Origin of the sequence: Nostoc sp. 'Peltigera membranacea cyanobiont' 210A (assembly GCF_002246015.1) — a bacterium.
GTDB lineage: Bacteria > Cyanobacteriota > Cyanobacteriia > Cyanobacteriales > Nostocaceae > Nostoc.
On record NZ_NOLJ01000014.1, the window covers coordinates 65,692 to 81,126 of the forward strand.

The 15,435-nt window shown below is 41.1% G+C and carries 15 protein-coding genes; 4 read left to right on the top strand and 11 right to left on the bottom strand.

The window, feature by feature from the left end:
• Positions 1-50: 50 nt before the first annotated feature.
• From CDG76_RS32645 to CDG76_RS37915, 3 genes are read right to left on the bottom strand one after another with little or no spacing between them, the layout of a single operon-like run.
• The gene (locus tag CDG76_RS32645; RefSeq protein ID WP_094352997.1) at positions 51-389 is read right to left on the bottom strand and encodes a type II toxin-antitoxin system PemK/MazF family toxin; all 339 of its coding nucleotides are present in this window, start codon (positions 387-389) and stop codon (positions 51-53) included.
• Positions 376-600 (bottom strand): ribbon-helix-helix domain-containing protein, encoded by a 225-nt coding sequence (locus tag CDG76_RS32650; protein WP_094352998.1) that lies wholly within the window; start codon positions 598-600, stop codon positions 376-378. Before CDG76_RS32650 ends, CDG76_RS32645 begins: the two co-directional genes overlap by 14 nt.
• Before the next feature lie 33 nt (positions 601-633).
• Positions 634-810, bottom strand: coding sequence for a hypothetical protein (locus CDG76_RS37915; protein WP_223265486.1), 177 nt, complete (start codon positions 808-810; stop codon positions 634-636).
• Positions 811-1,014: 204 nt separating this feature from the next.
• Here CDG76_RS37915 and purN point away from each other — a divergent pair, with 204 nt between their 5' ends.
• Positions 1,015-1,677 (top strand): phosphoribosylglycinamide formyltransferase, encoded by a 663-nt coding sequence (purN, locus tag CDG76_RS32655; protein ID WP_094352999.1) that lies wholly within the window; start codon positions 1,015-1,017, stop codon positions 1,675-1,677.
• 243 nt (positions 1,678-1,920) lie between these two features.
• Here purN and CDG76_RS32660 read toward each other — a convergent pair whose 3' ends face one another.
• From CDG76_RS32660 to CDG76_RS32675, 4 genes are all read right to left on the bottom strand, one after another.
• Positions 1,921-4,029 (bottom strand): GAF domain-containing protein, encoded by a 2,109-nt coding sequence (locus CDG76_RS32660; protein ID WP_223265487.1) that lies wholly within the window; start codon positions 4,027-4,029, stop codon positions 1,921-1,923.
• Positions 4,030-4,087: 58 nt separating this feature from the next.
• A complete protein-coding gene (gene pyrR, locus CDG76_RS32665; protein ID WP_094353001.1) occupies positions 4,088-4,624 on the bottom strand; it encodes a bifunctional pyr operon transcriptional regulator/uracil phosphoribosyltransferase PyrR in 537 nt (178 codons plus the stop codon).
• Between the two features lie 108 nt (positions 4,625-4,732).
• Positions 4,733-5,704, bottom strand: coding sequence for an adenosylcobinamide-phosphate synthase CbiB (gene cbiB / locus CDG76_RS32670; RefSeq protein WP_094353002.1), 972 nt, complete (start codon positions 5,702-5,704; stop codon positions 4,733-4,735).
• A gap of 57 nt (positions 5,705-5,761) precedes the next feature.
• Positions 5,762-6,202, bottom strand: a complete 441-nt coding sequence (locus CDG76_RS32675; protein WP_094353003.1) for an Rrf2 family transcriptional regulator — start codon at positions 6,200-6,202, stop codon at positions 5,762-5,764.
• A 477-nt stretch (positions 6,203-6,679) separates the two neighbouring features.
• Here CDG76_RS32675 and CDG76_RS32680 point away from each other — a divergent pair, with 477 nt between their 5' ends.
• Positions 6,680-7,093: an AbrB family transcriptional regulator gene (locus CDG76_RS32680; RefSeq protein ID WP_094353004.1), complete on the top strand. Its 414-nt coding sequence runs from the start codon at positions 6,680-6,682 to the stop codon at positions 7,091-7,093.
• A 140-nt stretch (positions 7,094-7,233) separates the two neighbouring features.
• Here CDG76_RS32680 and CDG76_RS32685 read toward each other — a convergent pair whose 3' ends face one another.
• The gene (locus CDG76_RS32685) at positions 7,234-9,138 is read right to left on the bottom strand and encodes a chloride channel protein (protein WP_094353005.1); all 1,905 of its coding nucleotides are present in this window, start codon (positions 9,136-9,138) and stop codon (positions 7,234-7,236) included.
• A 479-nt stretch (positions 9,139-9,617) separates the two neighbouring features.
• Here CDG76_RS32685 and CDG76_RS32690 point away from each other — a divergent pair, with 479 nt between their 5' ends.
• A complete protein-coding gene (locus tag CDG76_RS32690; protein WP_094353006.1) occupies positions 9,618-10,004 on the top strand; it encodes a hypothetical protein in 387 nt (128 codons plus the stop codon).
• Positions 10,005-10,200: 196 nt separating this feature from the next.
• On the opposite strand, the gene CDG76_RS38810 is transcribed toward CDG76_RS32690, so the two are convergent.
• A complete protein-coding gene (locus CDG76_RS38810) occupies positions 10,201-10,455 on the bottom strand; it encodes a hypothetical protein (protein WP_143854211.1) in 255 nt (84 codons plus the stop codon).
• A gap of 111 nt (positions 10,456-10,566) precedes the next feature.
• A complete protein-coding gene (locus tag CDG76_RS32695; protein ID WP_094353007.1) occupies positions 10,567-12,186 on the bottom strand; it encodes an ArnT family glycosyltransferase in 1,620 nt (539 codons plus the stop codon).
• Between the two features lie 606 nt (positions 12,187-12,792).
• Between CDG76_RS32695 and CDG76_RS32700 the strand changes: the two genes are divergently transcribed.
• Complete coding sequence (locus CDG76_RS32700) at positions 12,793-13,962, top strand: hypothetical protein (protein WP_094353008.1); 1,170 nt, start codon at positions 12,793-12,795, stop codon at positions 13,960-13,962.
• A 163-nt stretch (positions 13,963-14,125) separates the two neighbouring features.
• Here the strand turns inward: CDG76_RS32700 and CDG76_RS32705 are convergent, their stop codons facing one another.
• A complete protein-coding gene (locus CDG76_RS32705) occupies positions 14,126-15,433 on the bottom strand; it encodes a recombinase family protein (protein ID WP_094353009.1) in 1,308 nt (435 codons plus the stop codon).
• Positions 15,434-15,435 lie beyond the last annotated feature (2 nt).

Genomic DNA, 15,435 nt, shown 5'->3' on the forward strand with positions numbered 1-15,435 from the left:
ATTATCTCTAGTTGGAGTCTTTACTTAAACATCGCTATTTTTTTACAAACTCAAATCAATCCCAAATGCAATTTTAACGCCGCATCAATTAGTACCATCATTTCTTCGTTTAAACTACCTAATACTTCAGCAGTAATTCGTTGCTTAGAAATTGTTCGCACTTGCTGCGCCTGTACTTTAGAAGGCTTCGTTAAACCACTAACCTCTGGATTAAGCAGAACTTCAAAGGGATAAACACGGCTCACATTAGAAGTTAGCGGTAAAATTGTCACAGTGGTAGCAGCACTATTACTTATATCATTACTGACAATTATCACTGGACGACGTTTACCCATTTCTGAACCCATCACCGGACTAAGATTTGCGTAATAAATATCACCACGTTTCATCTGTTAAACCATCTGCTATTGTCACATCCCAATCGTTATCAACTTCAGCAGATGCTTCTCGGTAAGCTGACTCTAATTCTCGGTTTCGCAGCAATTCTAATGCTTCTTCAATTACTTGAGAACGAGATTTACAGCCTTTATTGAGCTTGTAGTTTTCGACAAACTCCACTAAAGACGGTGGCAAGGAAATAGAGAGTTTTTCTACATTCATCTTCCTACCAATTAGTAGCAAAAATAATTCGTACTAATATTCTAGCTTACTAAAGCGATCGCACTTTCCCACAGGCGATCGCTTGGGTAATTGTTTCGTCTCGCTCCAGTAGCTCAGTAAACACCTGCTGTGTTTGAGTTTTTCGCGGAACTCGTTGCGGTACGGTTCCAACACATCATCTTTGATCGCCTTCGCCTCAGTTGTCTCCAATCCCAAGCGAGTCCTCTGATAATTTCATTAATTCATTGCAAGGTAAATTTGGTAATACCCTGCAATGTTAATGCATTGGCTGACAATGCCAATGCATTGGGTAACAATATTAATGCGTCCCCTTGCATTAAACAAGCTACGCTTTTACACAAAAGTGTACGTATTATATATTTTTGGCATCTATAATTTTCCCTCTTAGCTGTTATGACCCTCCGCCCTGATTCTACCCTGAGCTTGATTTCTCCTAGCACTAGCGATGTTTGTCAACAAGTCGCCCCCTTAAAACTGGGAATTATGGCTTCTGGGAATGGCAGTAATTTTGATGTCGTTGCTCAAGCTATCCAAGATGGGCAGCTAAATGCCCAAATTCAAGTTTTAATTTACAATAACCCCTCGGCGAAAGCAGCCGTCAAAGCAGCCAATAGAGGTGTAGAAGCTGTTTTATTGAATCACCGCAACTATAAAATCCGAGAAGAGTTGGATGAAAAAATTGTGCAGACATTGCGGCACTACGATGTGGAATGGGTGATTTTGGCAGGTTGGATGCGATTGTTAACGTCAGTTTTCATTGATGCCTTTCCTGACAAAATTATTAATATCCATCCTAGTTTGTTACCTAGTTTCAAGGGAATCCATGCTGTAGAACAAGCCTTGGCATCTGGGGTAAAAATCACTGGTTGTACAGCGCATATAGCTTGTTTAGAAATGGACAGTGGCCCAATCTTGATGCAAGCCGCAGTACCAGTATTGCCGGATGATACAGCAGAAACACTCCACGCCAGGATTCAAATTCAGGAACATCGAATTTTGCCGCTAGCGATCGCTCTAGCAGCTTCTTCGTCAAAAGTTACACTAAGCGTAACGTAAAAATACATATATCAATTAGGGGCGCACAGCTGCCATTTGTGTCAACCGCTAAACCCGCTTGGTGACAACGTTTTACCCTCACCCCCAGCCCCTCTCCCATCCGTGAGAGGGGAGCTAGACATTCAATTCCCCTTCTCCCTTGGGAGAAGGGGTTAGGGGATGAGGGCGTGAGGGATTTGCAAAACGCCTGTCCGATATAGTTTTCGGCTTAAGTTGACACCTATGCACAGCTGCACGCCCCTACTATTCATCAGAATTAGCTTCAGCAGTTTGATACGCTTGTAGGAGCCTAGCATGATCGAGAGTAAATCCTACTTGCATCGCTATCTGGGTAAATAAATCAATCTCAGATTGTTGCCAATCACGGGGTTCAGAACATTGGTGTGCAATTAACAAGCCAAATAGCTGTTCATCTTTGATAATTGGTGCGACTAAATTTGCTTTCACACCAAAAGATGCGAGCAGGTTAATGTGACAATCAGCCAAACTAGACTCATAAATGTTGTTGATTGCGACAACGCGACCAGACTGGTACTTTTCTACATAGCCTTGAGTGAAACAAGGGTCGTGAATTTTAGACCGCAAAACTTTGGGATAACCTGGAAGCACTGATTCAGCAATGATAATTCCAAACCAATTAGCGTAAAAGCTATAAACCAGCACTCGGTCAGTACTCAGTGCTTTACGAACCTCTTCCACAGTAGTTTTGATGATATCCTCTTCCTTGAGGGATTGGCGAATGCTGCGGATAATATCCACTAGTAACTGACTTCGCATCCTTTCAGCTTCGATTCTTTGCAGGAGTCTTGCATGGTCGAGAGCAAATCCTACTTGCATCGCCATCTGGCCAAATAAATCAATCTCAGCTTGTTGCCAATCACGGGGTTTGGAGCATTGATGTGCGATTAACAAGCCAAATAGCTCTTTATCTTTAATAATGGGGGCGACCAGATTTGCTTTCACACCAAAGGATTCGAGCAAGTTAATATGGCAGTCAGCCAAACCAGCTTCATAAATGTTGTTGATTGCGAGAACGCGACCAGACTGATACTCTTCTACATAGCCTTGACCGAAACATGGGTCTTGGATTTCAGCTCGCAAAACTTTTGGGTAAGTGAGAACAACTGATTCAGCAATCACTGTTCCAGACCAATTAGCATCAAAGCTATAAACCATCACTCGGTCAGTACTCAGAGCTTTGCGAACCTCTTCCACAGTTGTTTTGAGGACATCCTCTTCGTTGAGTGATTGGCGAATAATGCCGATAGTATCTGCTAACAACTGACTTTGCACACCCTCAGCCTCGGTTCGTTGCAGGAGTCTTGCATGGTCGAGAGCAAACCCGACTTGCATCGCTATCTGAGCAAATAAATCAATCTCAGATTGTTGCCAATCACGGGGTCTGGAGCATTGATGTGCAATTAATAAGCCAAATAATTGTTCATCTTTGAGAATGGGGGCGACCAGATTTGCTTTGACAGCAAAGGATTTGAGTAAGTTAATATGGCAGTCAGCCAAACCAGACTCATGAATGTTGTTTGTGGCTACAACGCGACCAGACTGATACTTTTCTACATAACCCTGACCGAAACAGATGTCTTGAATTTCAGACCGCAAAACTTTGGGATAACCTGGAACCACTGATTCAGCAATCACTGTTCCAGACCAATTAGCGTCAAAGCTATAAACCAGCACTCGGTCAGTACTCAATGCCTTACGAACCTCTTCCACCGTAGTTTTGAGGACATCTTCTTCGTTGAGCGATTGGCGAATGCTGCGGGTAATTTCGATAAATACCTGAGCGTTATCTGCCTTAGTATCTACTTGTTGTAGAAGGTTGGCGTAGTCAAGGGCAAATCCTACTTGCATAGCTATCTGAGAGAACAAATCAATCTCAGACTGTTGCCAAAAGCGAAGTCTAGAACATTGATGTGCAATCAATAAACCGAATAGCTGTTTGCCTTTGAGAATAGGTGCTACTAAATTAGATTTGACAGCAAATTGCTCCAGCAACTCAATATCACCATCACTGAGATCGCCTTGATGGATATTATCAATGGCATGGATGCTACCATTCTGATATTTTTCTATATACCCTGCCTCAAATCCAGGCTCAGAGATTGTAACCCCTAATATTTTCGGTAAACCAGGTGCTACTGATTCGGCGATAAAGGTTCCATTATAGCTGGAGTCGAAGCAAAAGATGGTGACGCGATCGATGCTTAAAGCTTTACGAATTTCTTCTGAGGTAGTTTTGAGAACATCTTCTTCATTGAATGATTCTCGAACCCAACGGGTAATTTTGGTTAATAGTTGGGAGTAATCAGCTTCGGCTTCTTTGTCCTGTACCAAAACCGAAAGCAGGTCTGTGAATAAGNGCCCCCTGCCCCCTGCCCCCTGCCTCTATAGCCTAATCTGCAATCAACTCTACTGCATCTCTTCCATCACAATTTTGTAAGTAAACTTTGACAATTTCTTCTTTAGCCGTAGGTAACTTCTTGCCAATAAAATCTGGGTGGATTGGTAATTCTCGATGACCCCTGTCTACTAACACAGCTAAACGAATCACCTCTGGCCTACCGTAATCGTTGACTGCGTTCAAAGCCGCGCGAATCGTCCGTCCTTTGAAAATCACATCATCCACGAGTACAACCGTTTTCCCCGTAAGGTCAAAAGGAATTTCGCTTTTCGTTGGAGTCCGCAATCCAATTTTGTCAAGGTCATCTCGATAAAATGTAATGTCTAAAGCGCCGACTGACACGGCTACACCTTCCAGTGTCTCAATTTGACGCGCTAACAATTCGGCTAATAACGCACCCCTGGTATAAATACCAAGAAGCACCAGTTGAGATAAATCACGCGTCCTTTCGACAATTTGAGAAGCAAGGCGAGTCAAGGTACGACGGATTTCTTCAGATGAGAGAATTTCAACTACTTTGGCAGACATAGCGAGTCATCAGTTAGGAGTGATAAGTTAAGAGTTAGGAATTTTTATTCTTAACTCCTGTACAGACGCGATTAATCGCGTCTCTAACTCCTAACTTTATATTTATCATTACCTATTTGGGAGCATTAAGAATATTGCGATCGCTATCCCTAACCATAGCAAAAAACAATATCGAGTCAGCTGTAAAGCATTCTGAATAGAAGTTGCAGTAATGGCATAAATAGCATCTCCTAGCAGTGGTTTGTACTTGGCTACCCCCCGATACCAATTTGTACCCCCCATCTGCACACCTAAAAAGGCAGCATAGGCGCACTCACTCCAGCCAGAATTGGGACTAGGATCTTTAATTGCATCCCGACGACAAATTTGCCAAATATGCATCGGTTTACCTGATAGCAGCGCCAGAGTCACAACTGTTAACCGACAAGGTAGCCAAGTCAAATAATCTTCTAACCGCGCACAAAACCATCCTAAATAAGTATAGGGTGCTTCCCGATAGCCCACCATTGAATCAAGGGTACTGCTGGCTTTATATGCTAAAGCTAAGGGAGTTGGCCCCACAACTGGTATAAAGACACCAACAATTGCATAAAAAAGCGGAGCCATCACCCCATCGGTGGCATTTTCTGCAACCGTTTCTAAAACGGCTCGTGAAATTTCTGCTTGTGAGAGGTTTTGGGTATCTCGACCAACGTAATTACTTAAAATTTTTCGAGCCTTCTCTAAATCTCCGACTGTTAAAGGTTGTAAAACAGCCTCCGCTGCTACTCGCAAACTTCTGCCAGCAAAACAACTAGCCAAAAGAATACTATTTATTGCAATACCTAAGAGTGGATGAACCCATCTGGCAATTTGAATCATCAAAAAGCCAACAAGACCGCTACCAATTATCAAGATAATGCCTAGTACAATTCCAGCTAGGCGTTGTGTTAGAGAATTTTGACACAAGTGGAGAAAAAATTTGGTCAGGCGAGAAATTACCCATCCCATAATTTGTACTGGATGAGGCCAATCCCAAGGATCGCCAATTAAATAATCTAAAAATGCTGCAATTATTAAGATATAGATATTATTAGTCATAAGTCACAAGTCTTGGGTTAAAAGTCAAGGGTCAATATTTTGACTATTGACTCTTGACTAAACCACAAAACTAGCTTCTTCTCCAAGGGAAGCTTGCCGGCTTCGAGCATCGTAATAAAGGTCTGCCAGAGTAATACTGTATAAAGCTTCTTTGAGCTTTTGGTTGAGTCTCTGCCAGAGGCTAAACGTTACCCAATCTTCAGCTTGTGTCGGTGCTGGGGTGTGATGAGGTAAATGGCTAGTCTCGCCAACAGCTTCTAAAATTTCTCCTATAGATATTTGTGCAGGCTCTCTTGCCAATTGATATCCGCCGATGCTACCACGAATTGATTTCACTAAAGACGCACGACGCATTTCTATTAGTAGTTTTTCGAGGTAAGGAGCTGGAATATCTTGGCGTTTTGCGATCGCTCTCACAGATGCAGGCCCATATCTTGGCTGTAAACTCAAATCTAGCAACGCCTTTACACTGTAGTGTCCTCTGGTAGTTAATTTCATTTTGGCAAGCTTTGTTGTTTGTCCTTTGTCTTTGTTGGCACTGCATCTCCCTGAAAAGAAATTCTGATGGTCGGCTTCCGACTCTGAGACTTCTTTAGTTTGTCGTTTCTAAATAACCAATGACTAATTACCAATGACCAATGACTAAGGATCAGTTTTGCTTATCATTCTGTGACTCAGTTCTCATCCTTAAGAAATAGACAACCTCTTGAGCGTTAGTTTAGAAAACTTAAAACTTATATAGTCTAGCAGTAATTCACAAACTATATATCTATATATATAGTTATCAGCATTGCCAGCATTCTCTAAAATAGATTGTCTTGCCAATATTGGTAATAGCATAACAATTGTGCATCTGAGTGTAATATACTTGGCTAGGTTGAGATAAAAACTAAAGGATTATGTTCCTGTTAGCTCAACCTCAGCTAAAATAAAATCGATTCAAACACTTCAAACATTCATTTTCGACCTAAGTTGATGCCTAAACAGAAAAAAATTGAACCCTTACTCGGCGAAGAACTGCTCAAAAAAGTCAAAGAGCTAGAGAACGAGAGCAAAGAAGACAAAGCTAAGAAGTGCGGCTACTATACCGTTACCAAAAATGGTATAGAACGCGTCAATATGATGAAGTTCTTAAATGCCCTAATTGATGCTGAAGGCATTCAGTTAGACAGTACACCCAGTGCTAATGGGCGTGGTGGACGTAGTGCTAGCTATAGAATTAGTGTGCAATCGAATGGTAACTTACTTATAGGTTCAGCTTATACAAAACAGATGAATCTGAAACCAGGAGATGAGTTTCTGATCACTTTAGGCAAAAAGCACATTCGTCTGAGACAGGTAGATCCAGAAGATCGCGAAGGTGATGAAGCCATAGAAGCCACGGCTTAATAAATAAATGGTCATTAGTCAATTCTCCGTTGTCATTTGTCCTTTGTCATTTGTCCTTTGTGAAAAACAATGACTATAAACAGTCATTAGTCAAGTGTCCTTTGTGAAAAATAATGACTAAATGACCAATGACCAATGACCTAATGACTAATGACTATATCTGTAGTAGGTAAGACTGGTAAATAGTGGCGAAGTGCCTTGCGTGTGACTGCTAAATTACAGGTTAATGCAATTTGCTCTTTTTCTAATAAACCCAAAATGCGATCGGGTTTATCTCGTGCTACCACTGGTAATTGATGTAAACCTCGAAGACTCATCCGGTCTAAAGCCTCAGATAAAAGTTCATCTTGCCATGCATAGAGAATTTCAGTAGTACAAATGTCTATGAGGGTTTGACTGGATAAATTATCGGGAATTTCGGTTAGAGAATTTGGGTATGTTTGCCAAATAGCAAGGGCACGGTTAATATCTTCCAAAGAAAGTATACCAACTAATTGCTCTGCTTCATCAATTACTAAAGCACTACGGACGCGATCGCGGGTCATTTCTACAGCGGCATCTAATACTCCCAGAGTTGCAGGTAACTTTTTGGGACAAGGGTACATGGCATCTTCTACCAAAATTTGCTGCACAATTTCTGATTGTTCATCTTTCAATTCCGAAAGACCAATTTGTTGTAGATTAGAGTTAGAGTTAAAAGTTGGTTTAATCCTTTCTACTAACCAAACACTCAAACCGACAGCTGCCATCAATGGTAAAACAATTCGATAGTCGCGGGTTAATTCAAACAGCATTAAAATAGCCGTTAACGGCGCTCTCACACTAGCAGCTAGCACTGCTGCCATTCCGACCATTGCGTAAGCTGGGGGAGCCGCCATTTGATCGCAAATTGTCGGGAATGCTACGGCTAACATTTTGGCGTAAGCCGATCCAAAAGAAGCACCTAAAAACATTGCTGGCGCGAACAAACCGCCGATGAAACCACTACCTGCACTAATTGCAGTCATCAATAATTTCACCACCAACAACACCACCAATAAGTAGAGTGGAAACTCCACATCTTGAAGCATTGCTTCTACAGTTTCGTAACCGACACCTAGAATTTGCGGGAACTGCAAAGCAACTGCGCCAATAATTGCACCGCCAATAATTGGATGAATCGGCTCAGGAATTTGTCCCAAAAAGGCAAAACCTGGAACCTTCCCAGCAAAGCAAGCTTTTGCTAGACAAATTGATTGAGTATAAGCCAGAGAAACTAGGCTGGCCCCTAAACCCAAGCCAAGATAAAGGGGTAATTCCAAAGGACTACGAACTTGGTAAACAGGTAAATCAAAAGCAGGTTGTGCCCCCAAACCAATTTGGGCAATTAATGCTGCTACCACCGCAGCTAACAGCACCACACTGACAGCAGAAGTAGCGAAAGATGTCGCTCCCATTACCACCTCTAGAGCAAAAAATACTCCAGCGATGGGAGCATTAAATCCCGCCGCTAGTCCCGCCGCCGCGCCAGCACCCAATAGCAAACGTTGTCGTTCTTGAGATACATTCAGGATCACAGAGAACAACATCCCAAAATTTGCGCCAATTTCGACACTCGGCCCCTCTGGCCCCAAAGAAGCACCGCTCCCTAAAGAAACAGATGCGGCCAGCATTTTGCTAACTGGTCGTAGTGGTCGCCTAATCTCTGTTCCCTGAGAGGCGGCGATGAGAGATGAAAGTCCAGGGCCAAAGTCTTGAGTGCGCCAGCGCATCAAGCCAACAATTAATCCGCCAAGGGTGGGAACGCAGGCTAAAGTCCAAGCACCCCAAGCGCCAATTTGACCCATTAAATTTTCCAGCATCAGCTGGTGAACCAACTGGATTAAATAGTGAAAGGTGACTACACCCATACCAGTACCACCGCCAATGAGCATGGCTAAAAACAGCACAACTGTTTCTGGGGATGGTTGAAAACGATTAATTAGGTGAGCTAAACGAGTGGAAGGTGTAGGAAAGGCAGGTTGTTCCGTTACCTTCCTCAGTTGAGTGGGAGGCAAGAGAGTCATTGAGAGGCGGGGTAAATGTAAGAAAAAATTTAAATTTTTATCTGTTACTTATCATTGTGAGCCATTATTTAGCAACCGGACAAGTAGACTTTATTTGCTTAACTCACAAAGCTTTAGCTAAAAATGTCATTGTGCAAAATTTGTGTGGGGAGAATGGTTAAATGAGAGACAATTATTATTTAAGGGTCAGCGATGCCTAAGTTGGGTGTAGCTGAGGCTAGTGGGGTGCGAGTGAGCACCAACACTATTTTTTCTAGAGACAACAAAGTTTTTTGGCTGGGTGGAAGTACCCGTAAACATTAAGCATGAGTCATCCTTGTTTAAATCTAGCTATACTCGTGTTGCGACTATTGAGGCATCCTTGGTAGTAATAGAATGTATGTATGATTGATGCCTGATGTCAGATCGTACATTGATTGACCCCAATTCAATATAGCTATTGTTATAGAGCGAGTAAGTGGACTAGGCGGATGAGGTAAATGAATATACACACTTTTGATAATCATTATGTTACTTGCCCAATTTGCCAAAGAAATGCTACGCCTAAACCAGTTAAAACACGCATGGGCTTGTTTTGCTGTCCCTATTGCCAGGAAAGGCTAGTAGTTTGCCAAAGTGGTCATTATGTCCGCGATCCGTTTACTTGGAGACAATTGATGATGTCTTCGTCGCTACGTCGTCAAAGCCGACCTTTAGCGAGGATTCTCAGAGATTTTGTCCTACTCAAGCGTCCGATGGTAGCCTTGGCTGTAGGAAGTGCGATTTTCTTTGGTGCGATCGCTTTGACCCAAGAAAAGACAAGCTATGATAACCAAATTATTCCCACAACAGAGAAAGTTAATGGCCCAGGAAACAAATCTCAGTAAATGGATTACTTTGGTATAAATCAAGTTCTACTTTGATTTTTGTAATATTATAACTAAATACTCTGATAAAACCGTGTCTTATTACCCCAAATAGGACGCGGTTTGATATTATGCCCGCTTAAAGAGCGATCGCTGATTAGGTAAGTACTTTCAGCACTAAAGTGCTAACTACAAACTGTTGTTTATTTATGCTTATCTAATTATCATCATATCGATTTGAAAATCGGGACACTACAGCATCTAAAATCGACTGTCTGCCAATACTTGGGGTGAATAAGTAAGCTAGAAAATAAGCGGCCTGTTCTGGTTGCAAACGAGAGCGGATTTCAATACCGAGCAAGTGAATTAATTGCCGCACCAATTTCCAACGCACCTTTAATCGAGGATACAATATGACACACACATGACACACAAATGACACACAGCGGAAATAGCTCTTGTTGTATGGCACTAATGTTATTCTCCAAAATACAGACCTATATTACTTTTTGGGCAATCATTTGATTTTTCCTGACAAGGGGACAAGGGGACAAGGAAAATAACCATGCCCAATGCCCCGTATTTACAGCCGATTAATATCTTTTGTGACTAACTTCCAACCTTCAGCTTGGTCAATTAGCTTCATCGACTCTAGTTCAAGATTGTTGAAATCAGATACATTAAGCAGAAAGTAGGGTTGGCCATTGTAGTGCCAATAATATTCCAGTTCACCAACAGAAGCGGGAATGATGGTGCGATCGCTATAATAATCTAACGAGGGACGATGGTAAGGAAAGGATGTATAAATTTTCCTCGTAGTTGGATTTGCCCGGACAATCATAGCGGCGACTGGTTTAACTGGATAGGCTTCAGATAATTCCCAAACCCAGTAGTTAGATTTCATTAACAGCAGCAGCGAAATATAACTTCCCCAAAACAAAATCTTCAGAAATTGTCCGTCACCTCGTTCTGCCAATATGGCTGCTAAGGTCATAGTTAAAGCTACTGCGGCAAAAATCAGTTGTAAATCTGTTTTTGGTGTTGTACCCGAACTGAAATAAATACTACCAGCAGAAGCAGCTATAGCAAGTATTGCCAAACCAGCAACCCAAGCACGGGGATAAGATGAGAGTAAAGGCGAATTTTCCGTTTCTGATAATTGGATACCAAAAGCTAAAGCTAAACTAGGGTAAATCGGGAATAGATACCAGGGAACTTTGGTAATCATGAAGGAAATTACCAGCAGATAAACCCCACTCCACGCCATTACTAGTTTTGCCCAGCTAAGGTTGCGATTTTCCCAGGTTAAGCGGACAGTTTGTGGTAAGAATAATAACCACGGCCATGTGTATTTGAGAAGTTCAATTACATAGTACCAAGGTGGTTCAGAATTTCCTTCTACAACTGAGCCAATTCGACCTACTGATGGGTTGGCAATACCAATTTGGGCGAAAGTATAACCATAGTGAATTAGTTGGGCACTATACCAACCAGCTACAGGTAGAATGCCAATTAAGATTGCGATCCAGAGATAGTAACAAGTGAGCAGTCGTGGCGTATCCCAAAACAGAAATACAAGTGCGATCGCACCGAGTAATACACCTAGCAGTCCTTGAGTTAAACAAATAAACCCAAAGCTAATGCCAACACCAAGACAATAGCGTAAATCTCGGCGCGATCGCAAAACGCACAACATCATCACCATCAAAAAACTTACCATTGCCCCATCTAACATTGCTAACCGCCCATGACGTACCACGGGTAGCATTGTTAGGTAAATCAAGGCGCTATAAATAGCAGCCCAACGTTGGCGAAATATCTCTCGAGCAATGCAATACAGTAAAGGTACAGATGTTGCTGTTAAAATTGCTCCAGGTAGGCGCGTTGTCAACTCATTTTCGCCTCCTAGAGAATAAGCCCAAGCTATTAGCAAATGCATCAAAGGCGGCTTGTCATGATATGGTTCCCCTCCTAACGTTGGATAAAGCCAACGCATTGAACCTGCTGGGGCGTGCCAAATTTCACGAGCAACCTGTGCCACAGTACCTTCATCCCAATCTCGCAGCGGCAACCCTCCCAGATTGATGCTAAACAGTAATACTGCTGCCAACAGCAATACTATTAGCCATACCCAATCAATCCATTTGCCAACCGTGCGATGCTGTTTTTCCAGATGACTCCAAATAAAGCTTCCTTCTTGCATATTCTCTGGTAATCATTTTACTTGCTGGTTTGATTACATAGAGACATCTAGCGAATCTCCCATGTTGCCACCCAGTAACAACGTATGTTCTTAACAATTGCTAGTTTCCAAGATTAACTCAATTTTTTATAATTAGCGCTATTTTTTGAAAAATTTATATTGGTTATTTAAATCACATTTCAGCTAATAAATGATAAAAATAATACAACCAATTATTTATTACCTGTTAGATAGTCCGTAAATAAACTTGTATTTTCTTTTTAAGGTGACGCTTAGTTTAAATTTTATCTATTTACTTTTTATCTGGCTAAGTCCAGAAATTTTGTAACTGATTGCTACACTAAGTAAATAATATACTGAATACTTAAACAAATTGCCTATCAAATGCTTAAGTAGTAGTTTTACGAAAAACATAATCATTTATTTTTTAATAAATTAAATTCAATAATTATTAATCGAAAATAGTCCTTAATAAACCTGTCTAAATAAACTGATTTTAGTTTTTTAATTTTAATTAAGCAACTCTTGAATTTAGATATCTATGATATACAATTTTTTAAGCGCTTTTGATAACAATAAATAGCTAAAAATTATTGGAGACTGTCAATGAATTTACCTGTAGTTGTAGATATTACTCTTGGCTTGGTTTTTATTTACTTGATTTTGAGCTTGCTAGCTTCGGAAATTCAGGAATTAATTGCCACATTATTACAATGGAGAGCAAAACATTTAAGAACTTCAATTGAATTACTTTTATCCGGTGGTAGTGAAACTGAAAAATCAGATATTATTAATGCAATCCATCTAGTACAGAAACTTTATAACGATCCTTTGATTAATACATTGAATCACCAAGCCAAGGGTAAATTAGAAAGGCATTTCCAGGAAATTACTAAAAACCCTGGCAAACTAGTACTAGAAAAACAAAGCGGCCCTTCCTATCTTCCTTCTGAAACATTTTCAAGTACTTTATTAGATACTTTAAAAATTCCTGAGCTAATTAATCATGTTAAACATCCTAGTGAAGAAGCAAAAACTAACTTACAGATGATATTAGCCTCTTATAAAGAACTTAAAAAAGGTATTAATAATCCCACTAGTGCAAGTTACACAAAAATTCAAGAAATTTATGGAGATATTGACCAGAAATTTATAGATTTTGTTAATAAGGAGTTACCTGATGAAGTCCCTGATAGTTTAATCAAGAGCCTTAGTGTAATTGCTCAACGTAGCAGGATAAAGATTGGCGATCTCACAGAGGAAGTGAATCAATTTAAAAATGAAGTAGAAACATGGTTTGATCGCTCAATGGATCGAGCAAGCGGTGTTTATAAGCGAAATGCCAAAGGAGTTGCTATTTTAATTGGAATATTAGTTGCCTTTTTAACCAATACTGATACATTTCACTTGGTTAAAAGACTATCAGAGGATTCGGTTATCCGCTCTACTATTACTCAAAGTGCAAGTCAACGAATCGATTATATCAATGATGAAGCAGCCAGAAAGGAGATTGAAAAGCTATTAGGAAATGCTTCTATACCCATTGGCTGGCAAAATATTAATCAACAGTTTGAGTTATTAGATACAACGAAATCGAATAGAGTTTACATCAGAATTTCACAGGTTTTTAAATTAATTTGCGGTTGGATAGTCAGTGGTTTTGCTATTGCTATGGGTGCGTCTTTTTGGTTTGATATCCTGAATAAAATTATCAATGTGCGGAATGCAGGGCCAAAACCTGTTGCGTATACTAAGGATCAACCGTCTCAGAAATAGCGTTTAAATTAATATCATGTCAGCATAATTAGTTATGATTCCCACAGTCATTGCACCCCACCCCTTAATCCCCTCCCCGCTTGCGGGGAGGGGAGACAAAGCGTAGCTTTGGCGGGGTGGGGTTCTTCGGGTTTGATAAGTAATCAAGCGGACATGCTATCAATCAAAAAATAAAAATAACTTGGAGTTTTAATTCTTTATTCTGACAAACAATCTCAATTTGCCTAATAAATTCTCGAAAGTAAAATCTTCGTTCTGTTTCCGACAAATCTAACCAAAATTGTGGTATAGAAACAGCTTGAGCAACAGAACGCAAGTTAACTGGAGGGAGAATCGCCAACTTTGCTTCGAGTGCAGAAATTTCTGTGCGGAGTTTGTAAGCCCTTAACTTTGCTGTTTCGGCATCTAAAATTCCAGTTTCAATTAAAGCGGGTAACTGAGCAAGTATTTCTTGCTGACGAGCGATCGCTTGCCCTAAACTATTCTTGAATGCATCCAACTGAGGAAAATTCATTCCTGCTACCGCCAGAGGTAAATCACGGCAAACGGTTTCAATGGTATGTTCCAACACCTCTTGATAGGGAATAGCTTTACACTTAGGGCTTTGGGGACAGCTAGTAGAACGTAAATAAAGATACTCTTTATCTTGGTTGCGTTGGGTGACACGGGTAACTGTCAGATGCGACTGACACTCAGCACAGACAACCAACCCAGCTAGAGAACGCGGTGCGCTAGCAGTTCGGGATGGTAAACGGCTGTTACGGCGTAAAAGTCGGTCAACTTGGGCTGCTTCTTCCTTAGAAATTATCGGAATATGGGTATTGGAGATAATTTCACCATTTTGGTAAGCTGTATTGCCGCGATAGACTGGATTAGTCAGCCAGCGTCTTCCTGTGGTGACAGAGATTTTCTTGCCGTATTTTTTCGCCAAGTAACGTACTGAACCCCGCAGGGAACCATAAAGTAAAAAGTGTTCAAAAAAATCTTTGACAACTGGTGAAGTACTGCGGTCAATGGTATATTTTCCCTTACCTCTGCGATAGCCGTAGGGAACTTTACCGGGTGGCGGTGCAACCTCAAGACGATTACGGGCGTGTCCTTGGCGGATGCGACGGCTACGTTGCTGACGTTGGATTGCGTGTAGCAAATTCAGCAAGTCAGCGCCCAGAGGGTAATTTTCGGAAGTGTAGGGCTGTTCAGTGGCGATTACTGATATTCCCATGACTTCAAGTTGATTGAGGCGATCGCTAATTTCTTCTACAGTATCTCCTAATTCTTCCAACCGACGAATCAGGAGATAATTTGCTGGTTCAGTTTGGCAATCTGTGAATAATTGTTGTAATTGCGATCGCAAAGAAGAGTCTGACTTGCCTAAATCTTCATAAACCCGATCCACCTCCCATCCCCAATCGGCTCGATCGGGAGAAGATTCTAATAGCGGATCGGTGTAAGAGTAAGCAATTATTTTCAAAG